The organism is Streptomyces sp. NBC_01306, assembly GCF_026340465.1.
Classification (GTDB): domain Bacteria; phylum Actinomycetota; class Actinomycetes; order Streptomycetales; family Streptomycetaceae; genus Streptomyces.
In genome coordinates this window covers 6,959,866-6,979,024 of sequence record NZ_JAPEPC010000001.1, presented here as the reverse complement: position 1 = coordinate 6,979,024, position 19,159 = coordinate 6,959,866, and the positions used below count along the sequence as shown (strand labels likewise).

Sequence of the window (19,159 nt, the reverse complement as noted above, 5' to 3'; positions counted from 1 at the left end):
CTGCCTGGGCCCCAGTGGTTTGCCCGCAACACCTTGCCACGGAAACCCGGTTGGGCGGCATGGTGCATCGGACGGGCGATTCGCCGTACGGGCCGTGCACGGGGGCCCCGGGTGCGGCGCCCTGTGCACCGGACAGCAGAGATGCCCAGGGCAGGGCCCTGGGCATCCTGTGTCAGCGACTGGTACTGCCTGCGGGTCAGCGGTTGAAGGACGACCCCAGCTTGGCGTTCGCCGGGTCCGTACCGAGCGTGCCGGATCCGAAGGTCATCGAACCGGTGCCGGTCGTGCCGGCGGTGCTGCCCGGCAGGACCCAGACGGATCCGGCGTTGGCGTTCTCACCGGGCGAGCCGACGACGAGCTCGGCCCGGCCGTCGCCGTTGGCGTCCATCAGCGAAGTCGCCCCGCCGAAGGCGTCATTGGGCTCGACGGCACCCTCGACGCCCGGGGTGTCCTGGTTGAACGCCTTGGAGCCGGTGCCGGTGGGTCCGGTCGCGCTGCCGGGCAGGACGATCACCTGTCCGGCCTTCGCCTTGGTGCCGAGGGCCTCGCCGGGGAGACCGACGGCGATGTCGCCGTAGCCGTCGCCGTTGGTGTCACCGACGGAGACCGCCTCGCCGAACTTGTCGCCCACCTCGGACGCCCCGGGGACGCCCGCGCTGTCCTGGCTGAAGGCCTTGGCCTTGGTGCCCTGCGGGCCGGACGCGCCACCGGGGATGTACATGATCATGCCGCCCTTGGCGAGGGGCAGGTTGAGATCACTGTCGTAGCCCTCCACCGGACGGCCGACAACGATGTCGGCATAGCCGTCATGGTTCACATCGCCCGTGGTGACGTGCTCGCCGCCCTCGACCCAGTTGCCCTTCGCGTCCTCGACGATCTTGGGTGCGCCGAGACCGTTCGCCGTCCCGGGCAGGAAGCGCACCCGGCGGGCGTCGTACTCGTCACCGTCGTTGATGGTGCCGACCAGGTCGGTGACGCCGTCGCCCGTGATGTCGCCCGCCGCGATGTCGAGGTACCGGGTGTCCTCGGTGTCGCGGATGACCGACGTGCTCTTCGCCGATCCGTCCCGCTTGAACGGGCCGGAGAGCACCCGCAGATGCTGGTTGCCCGCGACGGTCACCACGTCCTGGCCGCCGTCACCATTGAAGTCGCCGACGGCCAGCTTGTCGCCGATGCCTCCGGTGTCGGTGTCGCCCTGGGCCAGCACCGCACCGCCGGACAGGCCGGTGGCGCTCCCCCAGAGCACGGTGAGGGTGCCGAGCTTTCCGACGCCCGCGTCCTCGTTCGCGGCGCCGACGATGAGATCCGTGTAGCCGTCGCCGTCGAGGTCGGCGGAGGCGATGGCGCTGCCGAAGGCGTCGCCGGACTCGGCCGAGTCCGGGACACCCGCGGTGTTCTGGTCGATGACCTGCTTGGAGGCCTTGTTCACACCGGACTTGGAGCCGTACATCACACCGACGTATCCGGCGCCCGCCTTGCCGCCGACGGTGGCCGACGGCGCGGTGAAGGCGGTGTCGGCGTAACCGTCGCCGTTGAAGTCGGCCTTCTCGGGGGCTCCGGCGGCCGGTGCGGCGGAGTGCGCCGACCGTATGGACGACGCGGGCGCGGCTTGGGCTGCGGGCGCGGCGACAGCGGCGGACACCACTGCTACGGCGATGGCCACACCTGCACCCAGGGCTCGGGAATGCACACGATCTCCGATCTCTTGAAAACTGCTTCCTCTCCCCTGACACACGAGAGCGCGCAATGGTTGCACCCGCCAACACTTTGCCGGAACATTCCGGTCCGCAGGGGCCGCTTTGACCCTGACCCGACGTCAGGGACCACGCTGGACACCGAGCCGTTCCCACACCGGGGACCGGTCGCCGTACGGAAGGCGGTCGTCACATGGCGTACTCGCACCGGGGACAGGGGCAGGGACAGGACGGCCGCGGGCTCCGTACGGGAGCTGGGCGCCGGGCTCGCCGGACCGGTGTCGCCGGACACCGGACTGCTGCTGCTCTCCGCCACCACGGCGCCGCTGGGACGTGAGCTGTCGGAGACCCTGGGTATCCCGGCGCTCGGTGTGTACCTCCAGCCGGCCGAGCCCACCGGCGAGTTCGCCCCCGTGGTGGATGGAGCACGCTCGCTGGGCCGGTGGGGCGGCCGGGAGGGGGGCCGCGCTGATGGCCGCCGAGGACGGGGCGGGGCGGTGCTCAGGGCGGTGGAGTCGGTCGGGGGGTGAGGGGAAAGCGGGGAGCCGGGAGGATGCGGGGGCGGGGAGGGGCCGCCGCCACAGTCGGCGGCGGCCCCTCCCCGTAACTCCGGCTACCAGCAGCTCACTTGCTGGATCCGAGTGTCAGCCCGGCGATGAAGTGCCGCTGCAGCAGCAGGAACACCACAAGCGTGGGCAGTGCCACGATCACCGAACCCGCGGCCAGCAGGTTGTAGTCCGTGAAGAACTCCCCCCGCAGATTGTTCAGTGCCGAGGTGATCGGCAGTTTGTCCCCGTCGGACATGAAGACCAGCGCCCACAGGAAGTCGTTGTACATCCAGGTGAACTCAAGGGTGCACAGCGCCGCGATGGCGGGGCGGCAGAGCGGCAGCGTGATCCGCCAGAACTGGGTCCACACCCCCGCGCCGTCGACGATCGCCGCCTCCAGGATCTCCTGCGGCAGCGTCCGCATGAAGTTCGCGAGGACGAAGACGCAGAAGCCGAGCTGGAACCCGACCTGCACCAGGATGACCGCCCAGTACGAGTCGAACATGGTCATCGAGTCGGACATCCAGTACGGCAGCGGGATGCGGTTGAACACGACGTACAGCGGGGTGACGATGACCTGCTGCGGCAGCAGGTTGCCCGCGGTGAAGAGCATCAGCAGGACGATGCCGCCGCGCATCTTCAGCCGGGACACGGCGAAGGCCACGAACGCCGCGAGGAAGAGCGTGATGATGACCCCGGGCACGGCGATGATCAGGGTGTTGACGAAGTACTTCGTCATCCCCGAGTCGCTGAAGGCCTCTTTGTAGTACTGGAAGGACAGATGCCTCGGCAGTGAGAAGTAGCCGTATTTGGAGGTCTCGTCGTACGGCCTGAGCGAGGCGTAGACCGCGAGGAGCAGGGGCGCGAGGAAGGCGATCGAGACGCCCATCAGGAAGACGTGCACGCCGATCCGGCCGGGCCGCAGCCCCCTGCGGCGGACGGCGGGCGCGGACGCCGGGACCGCGGTGGGCGGCGGCGCGGTGTCGACGGTCATCGGGATTTCTCTCCTCGGATCTCCTGCACCAGATACGTCACGACGAAGCCCATGGAGACCACCAGCAGCACCACGGCGATCGCCGAGCCGAAGCCGATTCGGCTCGCCTCGCCGATGATGTTGTCGGTGACGAGCACCGAGAGCACCTCCAGGCCGTTGCGGCCGTGGTTGACCGCGTAGACGATGTCGAAGGCGCGCAGCGACTCGATGACGGTGATGACACCGACGATCACGTTGACCGGCCGCAGAGTCGGGAAGACGACCCGGAAGAAGGTCTGCGCCTCGCTCGCCCCGTCGATGGCCGCCGCCTCCTTGAGCGAGGGGTCCACGGCCTTCAGTCCGGCCAGATAGAGGATCATCACGTATCCGGTGTGCCGCCAGGCGGCGGCCAGCAGGATCATCCAGATGTTGAGCTTCGGGTCACCGAGCCAGTCGGTGGGGTTCTTGGTGTTGCCGATGATGGCGTTGAGCACACCCTGGTCGCGGGAGAAGACCAGCTGTGCGATGAAGCCGACGACGGCGAGCGAGAGCACCACCGGCATGTAGAGCGTCGACTGGTAGAAGCGGCTGAAGCGCACGCCCCGGTCGATCAGTACGGCGAGCAGCAGCCCGAACGGCACCGAGACGAGACCGAGAAAGCCCAGCCACAGCAGGTTGTGCCGGACCGCGGGCCAGAAGGGCGGGTAGTTGGTGAAGAGGTTCGCGTAGTTCTGCGTGCCCACCCACTTGATGGATCCGACGCCGTCCCAGCTGGTGAAGGAGAGCACGACGGAAGCGAGGGTCGGTCCCCACACGATGGCGATGTCGAGCAGGACGGGTATGCCCAGCAGCAGCCCGAGAACGACGAGGTCGCGCCGCGTGAAGCGGCTGCGGCCTCGTCGTGCGGAGCGCCGAGCGGTGTTGAGCGCCACGGTCTGAACTCCAGGGGGCTGTTCACTCGGAAGCGAAGATGGTCTTCTTCTGCCGCTCGATGTCGTTGCACAGTCCGTCGACATCGTTCGGGGTGGAGAGGAACTTCTGGATGGCCGGGATCATCACCGTCGACGCGAAGTCCGGCCGGGTGTCACGGTCCATGAACTGCGAGATCTGCTTCGCCCCGGCGATCAGCTGGGCGGACTTCTTCTGCAGTCCGGTGTACTTCGACAGATCGGCCCCGCTGTTGACCGCGATGTTGTTGGGGTCGCCGGCCAGATAGACGTCCTCGGCCCTGGGTGTGGCCAGCCACTTGAGCAGGTCCTTGGCGCTCTCCATGGACTTCTTGTTCTTGAGTTCCTTGGACTTCTTCGCCAGCAGGAACCCGTCGATGGGCGCCTCGACGGCGTCCTGACCGTGCTCCGGGTTGATCTCGGGGAAGGGGAAGAAGTCGATGTCGGACCGTTCGGTGGCCGGGAACTGCTGGCCCGGATGCGGCATTCCGAGGACGACCATGCCGATCTCGCGCTTCTGGAGGCTCTGTCCGGTCTCCTGCCAGGTACGGCCGTTGGCGCCCGGCTGGCAGTACGGGAGGATGCGCCGCCAGGTGTCGAAGACGTCCTTGACCCGCTTGTCGGTCCACGACTCCTCGCCCGCCATCAGGGACTTGTGGAAGTCGTAGCCGTTGGACCGCATGTTGATGTAGTCGAAGGTGCCCATCGCGGGCCACCCGTCCTTGTCGCAGGAGCCGATGGGGACGAGCTTGTCCTTCTTCATCTGCTTGGCGAGCGCGATGTACTCGTCGAGCGTCTTCGGGGCCTGGTAGCCGTACTTGGCGAAGACGCTCTTCCGGTGGAAGACCGCCCACGGGTAGTAGTAGTACGGCGTGAAGTACTGCTTTCCGTCCGCCCCCGTCGACTGGGCCTTGAGCGCGGGCGTGAAGCCCTTGTAGTCCTGCCAGAGGTCGCTGATGTCGTACAGCAGGCCCTTCTTGGCGAAGTACTGCATACGGTTCCCCGCGAACCACATGAAGACCTCGTCCGGGTCGCTCTGCAGATAGCGGTTGATGTTCTCCTGGAAGCTGTTGTGGTCAACGGTGTTGACCTTGATCTTCCGGCCTTCCTTGGACTGCTTCTCATATGCGGCGAACGCGTCAGCGAAAGCTTTCTTCGGTACCGCGTCCGAGGAGTTCGACCCCAGTTTGATGATCTTGGAGTCACCTCCGGGTCCGCTGCTGCATGCGGTCAGGAGCGAAGGCAGCGCCACAGCGCCGGCACCGACTGCCGCGCCACGCAGAAGATTCCGGCGGGACATCCGATGTCCAGCCACACTTCCGGGCACGACTGAACCGTTGTACGAAGACTGCGCCATGTCCCCCTCCTCCAGGGTGAAACCCAACACAACCGAACGCGAGGATTGGATCTCACTCCCAAGTGACGTGCCAGTCAAGGGTTTAAGCGAGATATCGAACAACCGTTACCACGCCTCTTCCAACAGACTCGAACAAGCCCTACCGTAAACGCTCGTCATGACGCGTACATGAAGACATCCGATCATGGGCCACGTACGGAGGAACGTAACGATGCGTCACCTTCCCCCCAGTCACTCCCGTCCCATACGCCGAAGAATCCTCGGAACACTGGTCACCGCACTGCTCTGTGCCGGCGGACTCGCCTCACCCGCCGCAGCCGGCAGCGCGCCGGACACCGTGATGCCGAAGGCCGACAACGGCCTGGCGCTCACACCTCCGATGGGTTTCAACAACTGGAACTCCACGCACTGCCGCGCGGACTTCAACGAGGCGATGGTCGAGGGCATCGCCGACATCTTCGTGGCCAAGGGCCTCAAGGCCGCCGGATACCAGTATGTGAACCTCGACGACTGCTGGGCGCTCCCCCAGCGGAACGCCGATGGGAAGCTGGTGCCGGATCCGGTGCGCTTCCCCCACGGCATCAAGGCAGTTGCCGACTACGTCCACTCCAAGGGGCTCAAGCTCGGTATCTACACGAGCGCCGGCACCAGGACGTGCGACAGCACCGGGCTGCCCGGAGCGCTGGGCCACGAGGTCAGCGACGCCCAGCAGTTCGCCGACTGGGGCGTCGACTACCTCAAGTACGACAACTGCAACAACCAGGGCGTGGACGCCGTGAAGCGCTACACGGCCATGCGGGACGCCCTCGCCGCCACCGGCCGCCCGATCGTCTACAGCATCTGCGAATGGGGCTCCAACAAGCCCTGGGAGTGGGCCGGAGACATCGGGAACCTCTGGCGTACGACCGGTGACATCAGCGACAACTGGGCCTCGATGCTGTCGATCATCAAGCAGAACCTGCCGCTCGCCGCGGCCGCGGGTCCCGGTCACTGGAACGACCCGGACATGCTGGAGGTCGGCAACGGCGGGATGACCGACACCGAGTACCGCACGCACTTCTCGATGTGGTCGGTCATGGCGGCGCCGCTGCTGATCGGCACGGACCTGCGCAAGGCGTCGGACGAGACCTACAACATCGTGACCAACAAGGAGGTCATCGCCGTCGACCAGGACCCGCTCGGCAAGCAGGGCACCGTCCTCTCGTCCGACGACGGGCGCTGGGTGGTCGCCAAGGAGATGAAGGACGGCAGCCGCGCCGTGGCGCTCTTCAACGAGTCGGACAGCCCGCAGCGCATCTCCACCACCGCGGCCGCGGCCGGTCTGCCGAAGGCCGCCGCGTACACCGAGCGGGACCTGTGGCAGCACCGGACCTACAGCACCGCCGGAACCCTCTCGGCCACCGTGCCCGCGCACGGCACGGTGCTGCTGCGCGTCGCCGCCGACCGCAAGTGGGCCATGTACCCGCCGGCCGTCGACACCGGCATCAGCGGCCCGCTGCTGGCCGAAGCGGGCAAGGCCATGGGGGTGACCACCACGGTCACCGACCTGGGCCGGCTCCCGGCGCTCCGGGTGAGCGCCTCGCTCACCGGGCCGGCCGGCTGGACCGTGAAGGCCGTCTCCGGGGCTTCAGCGCCCGCTGTGCCGGGCGGGAAGTCGCTGCGCACCTCCTGGCAGCTCACCGCTCCCCCGGGGACGCCTGCGGGCGCCTACGATCTCCAGCTGGCTTCGGCGTACCGCTCGCCGGCCGGCGAACACGTCACGTCGGGGCAGCCCGTCCCGGTCCACGTCGTCGTGGCACCGCCGGCGGGGAGCCCGTATCTCAGTGATCTGCCGGAGATATCGTCCACCAACGGCTGGGGCCCGGTGGAGAAGGACACCAGCAACGGCGAGGACCGGGCGGGCGACGGAAAGCCGATGACGATCGGCGGGACCGTGTACGCCAAGGGGCTCGGGGTGCACGCGCCGAGCGCCGTCGAGTACTACACGGGCGGCGCCTGCTCCACGGTGAGCGCCCAGGTGGGGGTCGACGACGAGACGGCCGGCAAGGGAACGGTCACCTTCGAGATCTGGGCCGACGGCAAAAAGGCCGCGTCGACCGGCGTCCTCACCAACGACAAGCCGGCGCAGCCGCTCTCGGCCGATGTGAGCGGCGCGCGGACGGTACGTCTGGTGGTCACCGACGGCGGGGACGGGAACGACTCGGACCACGCCGACTGGGCCGGAGTGCGGCTCAGCTGCTGACGCCCGCTGCCGCCCCGTCCGGTTCGCCGAGCGAGGCGGCGGCCGCCGCCCCGACCAGACCCGCGTCATTGCCCATGAGCGCGGGCGCCACCTTCAGCTGCTGTACGAAGGAGAGCGTGGCGTAGTCCCGCAGCGCGCGGCGCAGCGGCACGAAGAGCACATCGCCCGCGCCCGCCACTCCCCCGCCGATCACCGCGATGTCGATCTCGACCAGGGTGGCGGTGGCGGCGATCCCGGCGGCGAGCGCCTGCGCCGCGCGCTCGAAGGACGCGACTGCGGTGCGGTCGCCGGCCCGCGCCGAAGCGGCGACCGCGGCGGCGGAGGCGTCGCCGTCCGGGCCGGGGCGCCAGCCGCCCGCCAGCGCCCGGCGGGCGATGTTCGGGCCGCTGGCGATGCGCTCGACGCAGCCGCGCGAACCGCACGGACAGGCGTCCCCGTCCAGATCGACACTGATGTGGCCGATGTGTCCGGCGTTGCCGCTGGGGCCGGGGCGCAGCGTGCCGCCCAGCACCAGGCCGCCGCCCACGCCCGTGGAGACGACCATGCACAGCGCGTTGTCGTACCCGCGGGCCGCGCCCTGCCAGTGTTCGGCCGCGGTCATCGCGACACCGTCCCCGACGAGCGTGACGGGAAGACCGCCCACCGCGCCGCGCACCCGGTCCACGAGCGGGTAGTCACGCCAGCCAGGCACGTTGACCGGGCTGACGGTGCCGGCCGACGCGTCGACGGGCCCGGCACTGCCGATCCCGACAGCCGTCACGCGCTCCCACCGGGGGTCCGCCGCGAGCCCGTCGAGCACCTGCTCGACGGCGCCCATCACCGTGTCGCCGTCCTCCTTGGCGGGCGTCGGTGCGTGCGCGCGTACGAGAATCCGCCCCCCGCCGTCCACCAGCGCGCCGGCGATCTTTGTGCCGCCGATGTCCAGCGCGGCTACGAGGTGGTTGTGCATTGCTGTCGGATCTCCAGGTGACAAGGGGTGATGAGGAGTGTAAGTGGTCAGTCTCCATTCACCTGACAACGTTGTCCAGGCCCTATGCTCGACACGCATCTCCCACAGCACACCAGCCGACGACAGGACAGCGCACCGTGGCCCAGACCGCCAGCCACTCCGAGCCCCGCTACGGCAACCGGCCGACGATGAAGGATGTCGCCGCGCGCGCCGGAGTCGGCCTCAAGACAGTGTCGCGGGTCGTGAATGGCGAGGCGGGCGTCACGCCCGACACCGAGCGCCGGGTGCAGGAGGCCATCGAGGCCCTCGGCTTCCGCCGCAACGACAGCGCGCGCGTGCTGCGCAAGGGCCGCACCGCGAGCATCGGGCTGGTCCTTGAGGACCTCGCCGACCCCTTCTACGGCCCGCTGAACCGTGCGGTGGAGGAGGTGGCCCGCGCCCACGGCGCACTGCTCATCAACGGTTCCAGCGCCGAGGATCCCGAGCGGGAGCAGGAGCTGGTCCTCGCGCTCTGCGCCCGCCGGGTGGACGGGCTGATCGTGATCCCGGCCGGGGACGACCACCGCTATCTGGAGCCGGAGATCGCCGCCGGGGTCGCCACCGTCTTCGTGGACCGTCCCGCCGGGAAGATCGACGCGGACATGGTGTTCTCGGACAACTTCGGCGGCGCCCGCGACGGCGTCGCCCATCTGATCGCGGGGGGCCACCGCAGGATCGGCTTCGTCGGTGACCAGCCGCGCATCCACACGGCCACCGAGCGCCTGCGCGGCTACCACGCGGCCATGGCGGACGGCGGTCTCGATGTGGACGACGCCTGGGTCTCGCTCGGCGTCACGGAGGCCGAACGGGTGCGTGCCGCGGTGGAGACGCTGCTGGACGGGCCCACTCCGGTCACCGCGATCTTCGCGGGAAACAACCGGGTGACGGTGACCGCCGTGCGCGTCCTGGCCGAGCGGGAGCAGCAGGTGGCTCTCGTCGGGTTCGACGACATCGAGCTGGCCGACCTGCTGGGGATCACGGTGATCGCACAGGATTCGGCGGCGCTGGGGCGTACGGCGGCGGAGACCCTCTTCCGCAGGCTGGACGGCGCGGACGACGCACCCACGCAGAAGGTGCTGCCGACCCGGCTCATCGCGCGCGGCTCGGGCGAGATCCCGCCGGCGCAGCGATCACGGTGACGTGACACAGCGGCATGACACAGCGCTGCCCCCGCCGGTTGTCCTGGCGGGGGCAGCGCTGTCCGGGCGGCACGGCGGCGGGACCGGTGTCCGGCCGGTGTGCGGGCCGGGATGCGGTCAGGGGGCGGTGATGGTCAGGTCCGCACGGCGCGGTCCCGAGAAGCCCTCCATGTCGGCGCGGGTCAGGCCGGTGAGCTGAGTGACCTCGGCGTCGTCGAGTGCGCCGCAGTCGAGGCCCCGCAGCAGATATCCGCTGAGGGCCTTGGCGGTCGCCGGCTCGTCCATGACGTCGCCGCCGGCCTTCGCCACGTACGCGGCAAGGCGGGCTGCGGCCGGTTCCAGGCCCTCCCGGTAGAAGGCGAAGACGGCGGCGTAGCGGGTCGGCAGATGCGCCGGGTGCATGTCCCAGCCCTGGTAGTAGGCGCGGGCCAGCGCGCGGCGCGTCAGGCCGTAGTGGAGCCGCCAGGCCTCGTGCACGTGCTCGGTCGTGCCGATCGGCAGGACGTTGGTCGAGCCGTCCGACACCCGTACGCCGGTACCCGCCGCCGCGACCTGCATGACGGCCTTGGCGTGGTCGGCCGCCGGGTGGTCGCTGGCCTGGTGGGCGGCGCTGACGCCGAGGCACGCGCTGTAGTCGAAGGTGCCGTAGTGCAGTCCGGTGGCCCGGCCCTCGGCGGCGCCGATCATCCTGGCGACGGCCGCGGTGCCGTCCGTGGCGAGGATGGACTGGCTGGTCTCGATCTGGATCTCGAAGCCGATCCGCCCGGCCGGCAGGCTGTGCGTCTTCTCGAAGGCTTCGAGGAGCCGTACGAAGGCGGTGACCTGCTCGGGGTAGGTCACCTTGGGAAGGGTGAGGACGAGCCCGTCGGGCAGCCCGCCCGCCTGCATCAGACCGGTGAGGAAGATGTCGGTGGTGCGGATGCCGCGGTCGCGGACCGCCGCCTCCATGCACTTCATCCGGATGCCCATGTACGGAGCGTTCGTGCCGTTGGCGAACGCCTCGGAGACCAGCCGGGCGGCGCGGGCCGCGGTCTCGTCCTCCTCGGCGTCGGGGCGGGGGCCGTAGCCGTCCTCGAAGTCGATGCGCAGGTCCTCGACGGGCTCGCGCTCCAGCTTCGCCCGCACCCTGTCGTGGACGGCCGTGGCGAGGTCCTCGTTGATGCCGAGAACCCCGGCGAAGGAGGCGGCGTCGGGAGCATGTGTGTCGAGGGCGGCCAGCGCCTGGTCGCCCCAGGAGCGGATGGTGCCCGCGTCGAATGCGTCGCCGGGGACGTACACGGTGTGGACGGGCTGGCGGGTGCCCGGGTCCCCCGGGTAGCGGCTCGCCAGCTCCTCGTCGACCGCGACCAGGGAAGCGCTGATGTCCTCGCTGACCGCACCGGCGAGGCTCGTTGCCACCTTCTCCTGCTGACCCATCCTGCACCCTCCTATTTTCCGCTTCACGGAATCAACAATCCGCATAGCGAAGTTAACGGGCGGTCATGACCTGCGTCAATGGTTGGCCGAAACAGCCGGGGGCCGCGCGGCGAAAGTCGCCGCGCGGCCCCCGGCCGCCGAGAAGAGGCTGGTCAGCCCTTGCGGGTGGTGATCTCTTCGGTGAGTTGCGGGACGACCTGGAAGAGGTCGCCGACGATGCCGTAGTCGACGAGGTCGAAGATCGGGGCTTCGGCGTCCTTGTTGACGGCGACGATGGTCTTCGAGGTCTGCATACCGGCCCGGTGCTGGATCGCGCCGGAGATCCCGTTGGCGATGTAGAGCTGCGGGGATACCGACTTACCGGTCTGGCCGACCTGGTTGGAGTGCGGGTACCAGCCCGCGTCCACCGCCGCCCGTGAAGCACCGACAGCCGCACCGAGCGAGTCGGCGAGCGCCTCGATGATGTGGAAGTTCTCCGCACCGTTGACCCCACGCCCGCCCGAGACCACGATCGCGGCCTCGGTCAGCTCCGGACGCCCGGTCGACTCCCGCGCAGTACGCGAGACGACCTTCGTACCGGTGGCCCTCTGACCGAAGGACACGCTCAGCGCCTCCACGGTGCCCGCGGCCGGGGCCGCCTCGACCGGCGCCGAGTTCGGCTTGACCGTGATCACCGGAGTGCCCTTGGAGACACGGGACTTGGTCGTGAACGACGCGGCGAACGCCGACTGCGTGGCGACCGGGCCACCGTCACCGGCCTCCAGGTCAGTGGCATCAGTGATGATCCCGGAGCCGATACGCACCGCGAGACGCGCAGCGATCTCCTTGCCCTCGGCCGAGGACGGAACCAGCACCGCGACCGGCGACACCGCCTCACACGCGGCCTGCAGGGCGTCCACCTTCGGCACGACCAGATAGTCGGCGAACTCGGGAGCCTCAGCGGTCAGGACCTTCACCGCACCGTGCTCAGCAAGCACGGTAGCCGTGTCGGGGGCGCCGGCGCCCAGCGCGACAGCGACCGGATCACCGATCCGGCGCGCCAGCGTCAGAAGCTCCAGAGTGGGCTTGCGGACAACACCGTCGAGGTGATCGACATAGACGAGAACTTCAGCCATGGAATTGCTCTCCTGCGCATACGAAGAATCAGGGGCGGATGAGTCAGAGGGCGGATGAGGGGGACGGGAGGGCCTCAGATGAACTTCTGGCCCGCGAGGTACTCAGCCAGCTGCTTGCCGCCCTCGCCCTCGTCCTTGACGATCGTGCCCGCGGTACGCGCCGGACGCTGCGCCGCCGAATCGACCCGGGTCCACGCACCCTCCAGACCCACCACACCGGCCTCCAGGTCCAGATCCTCCAGATCCAGCGACTGAACCGGCTTCTTCTTCGCCGCCATGATCCCCTTGAACGACGGATAGCGGGCCTCACCCGACTGGTCCGTCACCGACACCACAGCCGGCAGCGACGCCTCCAGCTGCTCACTGGCCGTGTCACCGTCACGGCGGCCCCTGACCGTGGTGCCATCGACCGACACCTCCGACAGCAGCGTCACCTGCGGAACCCCGAGCCGCTCAGCGAGCAGCGCCGGAAGCACACCCATCGTGCCGTCCGTCGACGCCATCCCACAGACCACCAGGTCATACCCTGTCTTCTCGATCGCCTTCGCCAGCACCAGCGACGTACCCATCACATCCGTACCGTGCAGATCGTCGTCCTCGACATGAACAGCCTTGTCCGCACCCATCGACAACGCCTTGCGCAACGCGTCCTTCGCATCCTCAGGACCCACCGTCAGAACAGTGATCTCCGCGTCGTCGGCCTCGCCCGCGATCTGGAGCGCCTGCTCCACCGCGTACTCGTCGAGCTCCGACAGCAGCCCGTCGACATCCTCACGGTCCAGCGTCAGGTCATCGGCGAAATGCCGGTCACCAGTGGCATCGGGCACGTACTTCACACAGACAACGATCCTCAAGCTCACGCCGGCTCTCCTACTGCATCGTCTTTTCCGGGCTGCCTTGTTGCTCGCAGCATAGGCGCCTGATGGGGCGATTTCCGCCTGGGGGTTCCGACGCCCCCACCGAAATATTACTCGCCAGTACATCCAGAATGTACCCAGTGAGCAAGCGCTTTGAACTGTGACGTGAGCAACGCTCCGTAGCCGGGGATTCCGGGAGAGTCTCAGTCCCGCAGAGCGTTGAAGCGGCCCTGGTGGTAGAGGAGCGGGCGCCCGGCCCCGGCCGGATCGCCGGTGACGACCTCGGCGATCACGATGCGGTGGTCCCCGGCGGGAACCCGCGCCACCACCCGGCAGACCAGCCAGGCCAGTACGCCGTCCAGCAGCGGCACACCCTCGGGGCCACTGCGCCAGTCGGTGGGCGCGGCGAACCGGTCGGCGCCGCTGCGCGCGAAGGTGGCGGCCAGTTCCTGCTGGTGCTCGCCGAGTATGTGGACCCCGATGTGCTCGGCTCGGGCCACCACCGGCCAGCTCGACGAGCCCGTGCCGACGCCGAAGGAGATGAGCGGCGGCTCGGCGGCGACGGAGTTCAGGGAGGTGGCGGTGAAACCCACCGGCCGCTCACCGGCCGCGGTGACCACCGCGACACCGGACGCGTGACGGCGGAAGACCGAGCGGAGCAGTGCGGGGGCGGCGAGCGGGTCGGCGGCGGAATCCGTGGCAGCCGCCGGGGCGGTCCGCGCCGCGGACGTCGTCGATGCCGGTATCGATGTCGGCGTGGGGGTCGGTGTGGGCGTCGTCGTCATGCGGGTGTCCTTCTCCGGTGTGAGCGAACGGGGCCGGGGATGTTCAGACACCCGGACAGCCCGCGCCGGCGTTCCGTGCGAGGTCCACAGGGACCTGACTGGGGAGGCACCGGCCGTCAGGAGAAGAGAGCTGCGACATAGCGTCAGATTGACGATTCAGGGGACACCCCGTCAAGAGTGTTCCGGAATGTGGGAGATCGCTCACGGTGAGTCAGACCGCCTGTCCCAGGGCGGCGATGACATCCGCCTTGCGCGGCTGGCCGGACGCCCGGCGGACGATCCGGCCCTGCGCGTCGAGCACCAGCACCGTGGGGGTCCTGAGGATGTCCAGCTCCCGTACGAGTCCGAGCCGGGCCTCCGCGTCGAGCTCGACATGAGTGACACCGTCGACCATGTCGGCCACCTCCCGCAGCGTCCGCCAGGTGGCCCGGCAGGGCCGGCAGAAGGCAGTGGAGAACTGGACGAGCGTCGCCCGCTCCCCCAGCTCCTCGCCCAACTCCGCGGCCCCGAGCCGCCTTTCGCCGTCCTGCCCGCGCACGTCGCTCTCCGTTCCTCCGCCGCCGTACCGGCCGGAAGCCGTACGGTCCACAGCCGCCCGCGCGGCCGCGCAAACCGCCGGCCGCCGCAGCTCCGGCCTCCGTTCGGATGCAGCGCTCCCACGGCCAGGATGATTCCCGCCGGCCGCGCGCGGGGCCGCACCGCCCTGCCGAGCGGAGTATGCGCTGCTCGGGGGCGGTGCGAGCCGATTACGCGCGACGTGACGAGGATCTCGCGGCCCCACGTCACCAGGGGTGGCTACTCTGGTCGCCATGGGGCACGATCTGCCCCATGCCGCAAACCTACGGCAGCGTAACTTCCGCCGGGGGGCACGTCCCCGGGCACAGAAGGGTCTTCTCCAGATGGCAGAACTCGTCTATCGACCGGTCATCGGCGCTGCTCGGGGGCTCTTCAAGGCGCTCGACCTCAAGATCGATACACAGGGTTCGGAGAACATCCCGCGCACGGGCGGGGCCGTGATCGTCAGCAACCACATCGGCTATCTGGACTTCATCTTCAACGGTCTGGCCGCGCTCCCGCAGAAGCGCCTGGTGCGCTTCATGGCCAAGGAGTCGGTCTTCCGCCACAAGATCTCCGGGCCGCTGATGCGCGGCATGAAGCACATCCCGGTGGACCGCAAACAGGGCGAGGCCGCCTACCGGCACGCCCTCACGGCCCTGCGTTCCGGCGAGATCATCGGCGTCTTCCCCGAGGCCACCATCTCGGAGTCCTTCACCCTCAAGAGCTTCAAGTCCGGCGCCGCACGGCTGGCCCAGGACGCGGGCGTACCGCTGATCCCGATGGCGCTGTGGGGCACCCAGCGGTTGTGGACCAAGGGCAGGCCGCGCAACCTCAAGCGCAGCCACATCCCGGTGACGGTCCGGGTCGGTGAGCCCATGGAGGCACCCACCGACGAGTACGCGGGCGCGATCACCCGCAGGGTCCGCGAGCGTATGCAGGAGCTGCTGGAAGCGGCGCAGCGCGCCTATCCGGTACGCCCGAAGAACGCGGCGGACACCTGGTGGATCCCGGCCCACCTCGGCGGCACGGCACCGACCCCCGCGCAGGTACGCGAAGCCGGCGCCGGCTGACACCGGGTCCCGGTCCCGGCCCGGCCCGCGGGCCGGCGGGGCCGGTGCGGTGGACCGTGAGCACATGGGTGCGACCGGCCGGAAGCAATCACTTTCCGGTCGGTCGCACCTTCATGTATTCGCCTGTGCCCACAGACCTCCGGGTCAGCGGGCCAGTTCTTCCTTCAGCGCCAGCAGGAAGCCGTCCACGTCTTCCTCGGTGGTGTCGAAGGAGCACATCCAGCGGACATCTCCGGCCGGCTCGTCCCAGAAGTAGAAGCGGTAGCGCTTCTGCAGCCGCTCGCTGACGTCGTGCGGGAGCCGTGCGAACACCGCGTTGGCCTGGACGGCGTGCAGGATCTCGACCCCGTCCGTCTCGCGCACCCCCGCGGCGAGCCGCTGGGCCATCGTGTTGGCGTGGCGGGCGTTGCGCAGCCACAGGTCGCCGGTGAGCAGCGCCTCCAGCTGCACCGACACGAAGCGCATCTTGGACGCCAGCTGCATCGACATCTTCCGCACGTGCTTCATGTGCCGGACGGCGTCCGGGTTGAGCACCACGACGGCCTCGCCGAAGAGCGCGCCGTTCTTCGTGCCGCCGAAGGAGAGGATGTCCACGCCCACCGCGTTGGTGAAGGCGCGCATCGGCACGTCGAGCGATGCCGCGGCGTTGGCTATCCGGGCCCCGTCGAGATGCACCTTCATCCCGTAGCCGTGGGCGTGCTCGCAGATGGCCCGGATCTCTTCGGGTGTGTAGACCGTGCCGAGTTCGGTGTTCTGGGTGATCGAGACGGTCTGCGGCATCGCCCGGTGCTCGTCGTCCCAGCCGAACGCCTGGCGGTCGATCAGCTCGGGTGTGAGCTTGCCGTCGGGCGTGGGGACGGTGAGGAGCTTCAGCCCGGCGACCCGCTCGGGGGCGCCGCCCTCGTCCACGTTGATGTGGGCCGTCTCGGCCGCGACGACGGCGCCCCACCGGTCGGTGAGCGCCTGTAGCGCGACGACGTTGGCCCCGGTGCCGTTGAAGACCGGGTACACCTCGGCGCTCTGGCCGAAGTGGCTGTGGACCAGCCGCTGGAGGTGGTCGGTGTACGCGTCCTCGCCGTACGCGATCTGGTGCCCGCCATTGGCCACGGCGAGCGCGGCCAGGATCTCCGGGTGCGCGCCCGCGTAGTTGTCACTGGCGAAGCCACGGACCTGCGGGTCGTGGTGGCGTACGGCGTCGGTCCTCACGGGGCGGGTGTCAGCCACAGGCGCTTTCCGTTCACATCTCCGGCGGGCTGGTCCCAGACACCGGCGATGGCCTCGGCCAGCTGCGCGACGTCGGTGAAGCCCGAGAACTTCGCATTCGGACGCTCGGCACGCATCGCGTCGTGCACCAGAGCCTTGATCACCAGGACGGACGCGGCCGTACGCGGACCGTCCTCACCGCCCGCCTTGCGGAAGGCGTCGCCGAGCGCCAGCGTCCAGGCCTCGGCCGCGGCCTTCGACGCCGCGTAGGCGGCATTGCCCGCGGTGGGCTTGGACGCACCGGCCGCGCTGATCAGCACATAGCGGCCGCGGTCGCTGCGCAGCAGCGCGTCGTGGAACGCCAGCGAGGTGTGCTGCACCGTACGGATGAGCAGCTTCTCCAGCAGGTTCCAGTCGGCGATGTCGGTCTCGGTGAAGGTGGCGCTGCCGCGCCAGCCGCCCACCAGGTGCACCAGGCCGTCGATACGGCCGAACTCGGCCTCCGTACGGTCGGCCCAGGCCCGCGTGGCCGCCAGGTCCAGCAGATCGACCGTCTCACCGGTGACGGTGGCGCCGCCGTGCGCATAGCGCGCCGCGTCCACCGCCTCGGCCAGCCGGGCGACATCGGAGTCCGCGCCGACCACGGTCGCCCCGGCCTCGGCCAGCCTCAGCAGCGCCGCGCGGCCCGCCGGGCCCGCGGCCCCGGCCACCGCGACCACGGCTCCGTCCAGCGATCCCTTGCTCATCGTCTCCGCCTCCTGCCTGCGGGCGCTCACGCCGCTTCCCGCTCGTGGGTGCCCGCCGCGGTGATGCCCTTGGTCGAGGCGACCACGCGCTTCAGCTTCTTGGCGAGGGCCTCATAGAACATGCTGAGCGGAAACTCGTCCGCAAGCACGTCATCCACAAGTTTACGCGGCGGCTGGCTCAGATCCAGGGCGTCCGGGCCCTTGGCCCAGCGTGATCCCGGGTGCGGGGCGAGATAGCGGGAGACCAGGTCGTAGGCGGCGAACCAGTGGACCAGCTTGGGGCGGTCGATGCCGGCCCGGTACAGGTCCTCGATCTCCGCGCAGAGCTGTTTGGTGACCTGCGGGGCCCGCTCCCAGTCGATCTTCAGGGTGCTGTCGGTCCAGCGCACCACGTCGTGCTTGTGCAGATAGGCGAAGAGCAGCTGGCCGCCGAGTCCGTCGTAGTTGCGCACGCGCTCACCGGTCACCGGGAAGCGGAACATCCGGTCGAAGAGCACGGCGTACTGGACGTCGCGGCCCTGTCCGTAGCCGTCGGCCTCCAGGCGCACGGCCTCCCGGAAGGCGGTCAGGTCGCAGCGCAGCTCTTCGAGGCCGTACATCCAGAACGGCTGGCGCTGCTTGATCATGAAGGGGTCGAACGGCAGGTCGCCGTGGCTGTGGGTGCGGTCGTGGATCATGTCCCACAGCACGAACGCCTGCTGGCAGCGCTCCTGGTCGGAGACCATCTCATGGATGTCTTCGGGCAGTTCGAGCCGCAGGACCTGCACGGCGGCCTCCGTCACGGTCCGGAAGCGTGCCGCCTCGCGGTCGCAGAAGATGCCGCCCCAGGTGAAGCGTTCGGGGGCCTCGCGCACGGCGATGGTCTCCGGGAAGAGCACCGCGGAGTTGGTGTCGTAACCGGACGTGAAGTCCTCGAAGGTGATGCCGCAGAACAGCGGGTTGTCGTAGCGCGTGGACTCCAGCTCGGAGAGCCACTCCGGCCAGACCATGCGGAGCACGACCGCTTCGAGGTTGCGGTCCGGGTTGCCGTTCTGCGTGTACATCGCGAAGACGACCAGATGCTGGAGTCCGTCGGCGCGCAGGTCGGCCGGCTGGAAGGCGAGCAGCGAGTCCAGGAAGTCCGGGACGGCGAATCCGCTGCCGGCCCACTTGCGGAGGTCGGCGACGAGCGCCCGGTGGTACGCGGCGTCGTGGGGCAGCAGCGGGGAGAGCTCCTCGACCGCGCCCGTCACACGCGCGACCGCCTCATCGACGGCGGTACGGGAAGGGGCACCGTCGGCCTCGAAGTCGATGGAACCGTCCTTCGACTGCCACGGCCGGATCTCCTCGACGGCGTTCTTGAGCACGGGCCAGGCCGGGTGCTCAACCACCCGCCGGTCGCCGGATATACCGCCGCCGACTGCGTCCGGCACAAGAATTTTCGTCATGTCACTTCCTCCACAGCAGAATTTGCCGTCCAACCGCTGGGACACCGTATCCATGTTCGGATCGCTGGTTCAAGGTCGCACTCAACAAATCATC

The 19,159-nt window shown here is 69.3% G+C and carries 16 protein-coding genes and 1 pseudogene; 4 read left to right on the top strand and 13 right to left on the bottom strand.

What is annotated here, in order from left to right:
* Positions 1-196: 196 nt before the first annotated feature.
* Entirely contained in the window at positions 197-1,663 is a 1,467-nt protein-coding gene (locus OG385_RS30915; protein ID WP_266859743.1) for an FG-GAP-like repeat-containing protein, read from the bottom strand.
* A 264-nt stretch (positions 1,664-1,927) separates the two neighbouring features.
* Between OG385_RS30915 and OG385_RS30910 the strand changes: the two are divergent.
* Positions 1,928-2,149, top strand: a pseudogene (locus OG385_RS30910) (glycosyltransferase); the annotation flags it as partial.
* Positions 2,150-2,318: 169 nt separating this feature from the next.
* Here the strand turns inward: OG385_RS30910 and OG385_RS30905 are convergent.
* The 3 genes from OG385_RS30905 to OG385_RS30895 are packed head-to-tail and all read right to left on the bottom strand — an operon-like array spanning position 2,319 to position 5,462.
* Positions 2,319-3,236: a carbohydrate ABC transporter permease gene (locus tag OG385_RS30905; RefSeq protein WP_266859741.1), complete on the bottom strand. Its 918-nt coding sequence runs from the start codon at positions 3,234-3,236 to the stop codon at positions 2,319-2,321.
* On the bottom strand, positions 3,233-4,147 hold the full coding sequence (locus OG385_RS30900) for a carbohydrate ABC transporter permease (RefSeq protein WP_266859739.1): 915 nt from the start codon (positions 4,145-4,147) through the stop codon (positions 3,233-3,235). The genes OG385_RS30905 and OG385_RS30900 overlap by 4 nt, the downstream gene beginning before the upstream one ends.
* Positions 4,148-4,169: 22 nt before the next feature.
* A complete protein-coding gene (locus OG385_RS30895; protein WP_266859737.1) occupies positions 4,170-5,462 on the bottom strand; it encodes an ABC transporter substrate-binding protein in 1,293 nt (430 codons plus the stop codon).
* Positions 5,463-5,730: 268 nt separating this feature from the next.
* Between OG385_RS30895 and OG385_RS30890 the strand changes: the two genes are divergently transcribed.
* On the top strand, positions 5,731-7,761 hold the full coding sequence (locus OG385_RS30890) for an NPCBM/NEW2 domain-containing protein (RefSeq protein ID WP_266859735.1): 2,031 nt from the start codon (positions 5,731-5,733) through the stop codon (positions 7,759-7,761).
* Here the strand turns inward: OG385_RS30890 and OG385_RS30885 are convergent.
* Positions 7,751-8,710, bottom strand: a complete 960-nt coding sequence (locus OG385_RS30885) for an ROK family protein (RefSeq protein ID WP_266859733.1) — start codon at positions 8,708-8,710, stop codon at positions 7,751-7,753. The genes OG385_RS30890 and OG385_RS30885 overlap by 11 nt on opposite strands.
* A gap of 137 nt (positions 8,711-8,847) precedes the next feature.
* Between OG385_RS30885 and OG385_RS30880 the strand changes: the two genes are divergently transcribed.
* Positions 8,848-9,888, top strand: a complete 1,041-nt coding sequence (locus tag OG385_RS30880) for a LacI family DNA-binding transcriptional regulator (protein ID WP_266859731.1) — start codon at positions 8,848-8,850, stop codon at positions 9,886-9,888.
* Positions 9,889-10,005: 117 nt separating this feature from the next.
* Here the strand turns inward: OG385_RS30880 and OG385_RS30875 are convergent, their stop codons facing one another.
* The 5 genes from OG385_RS30875 to OG385_RS30855 form a co-directional block, all read right to left on the bottom strand.
* Positions 10,006-11,304, bottom strand: a complete 1,299-nt coding sequence (locus OG385_RS30875) for an aldolase/citrate lyase family protein (RefSeq protein ID WP_266859729.1) — start codon at positions 11,302-11,304, stop codon at positions 10,006-10,008.
* A 152-nt stretch (positions 11,305-11,456) separates the two neighbouring features.
* Positions 11,457-12,419: an electron transfer flavoprotein subunit alpha/FixB family protein gene (locus tag OG385_RS30870; protein WP_266859727.1), complete on the bottom strand. Its 963-nt coding sequence runs from the start codon at positions 12,417-12,419 to the stop codon at positions 11,457-11,459.
* 74 nt (positions 12,420-12,493) lie between these two features.
* Complete coding sequence (locus OG385_RS30865) at positions 12,494-13,279, bottom strand: electron transfer flavoprotein subunit beta/FixA family protein (protein ID WP_266859725.1); 786 nt, start codon at positions 13,277-13,279, stop codon at positions 12,494-12,496.
* 200 nt (positions 13,280-13,479) lie between these two features.
* A complete protein-coding gene (locus tag OG385_RS30860; RefSeq protein WP_266859723.1) occupies positions 13,480-14,061 on the bottom strand; it encodes a flavin reductase family protein in 582 nt (193 codons plus the stop codon).
* A gap of 211 nt (positions 14,062-14,272) precedes the next feature.
* Entirely contained in the window at positions 14,273-14,599 is a 327-nt protein-coding gene (locus OG385_RS30855; protein WP_323183910.1) for a thioredoxin family protein, read from the bottom strand.
* 361 nt (positions 14,600-14,960) lie between these two features.
* Between OG385_RS30855 and OG385_RS30850 the strand changes: the two genes are divergently transcribed.
* Complete coding sequence (locus tag OG385_RS30850) at positions 14,961-15,689, top strand: 1-acyl-sn-glycerol-3-phosphate acyltransferase (protein WP_266859719.1); 729 nt, start codon at positions 14,961-14,963, stop codon at positions 15,687-15,689.
* Positions 15,690-15,833: 144 nt separating this feature from the next.
* Here OG385_RS30850 and OG385_RS30845 read toward each other — a convergent pair whose 3' ends face one another.
* The 3 genes from OG385_RS30845 to OG385_RS30835 are packed head-to-tail and all read right to left on the bottom strand — an operon-like array spanning position 15,834 to position 19,065.
* Positions 15,834-16,913 (bottom strand): low specificity L-threonine aldolase, encoded by a 1,080-nt coding sequence (locus OG385_RS30845; protein WP_266859717.1) that lies wholly within the window; start codon positions 16,911-16,913, stop codon positions 15,834-15,836.
* The gene (locus OG385_RS30840; protein WP_266861272.1) at positions 16,892-17,638 is read right to left on the bottom strand and encodes an SDR family NAD(P)-dependent oxidoreductase; all 747 of its coding nucleotides are present in this window, start codon (positions 17,636-17,638) and stop codon (positions 16,892-16,894) included. The genes OG385_RS30845 and OG385_RS30840 overlap by 22 nt, the downstream gene beginning before the upstream one ends.
* 26 nt (positions 17,639-17,664) lie before the next feature.
* Entirely contained in the window at positions 17,665-19,065 is a 1,401-nt protein-coding gene (locus OG385_RS30835) for a DUF6421 family protein (RefSeq protein WP_266859715.1), read from the bottom strand.
* Between the last annotated feature and the right edge of the window lie 94 nt (positions 19,066-19,159).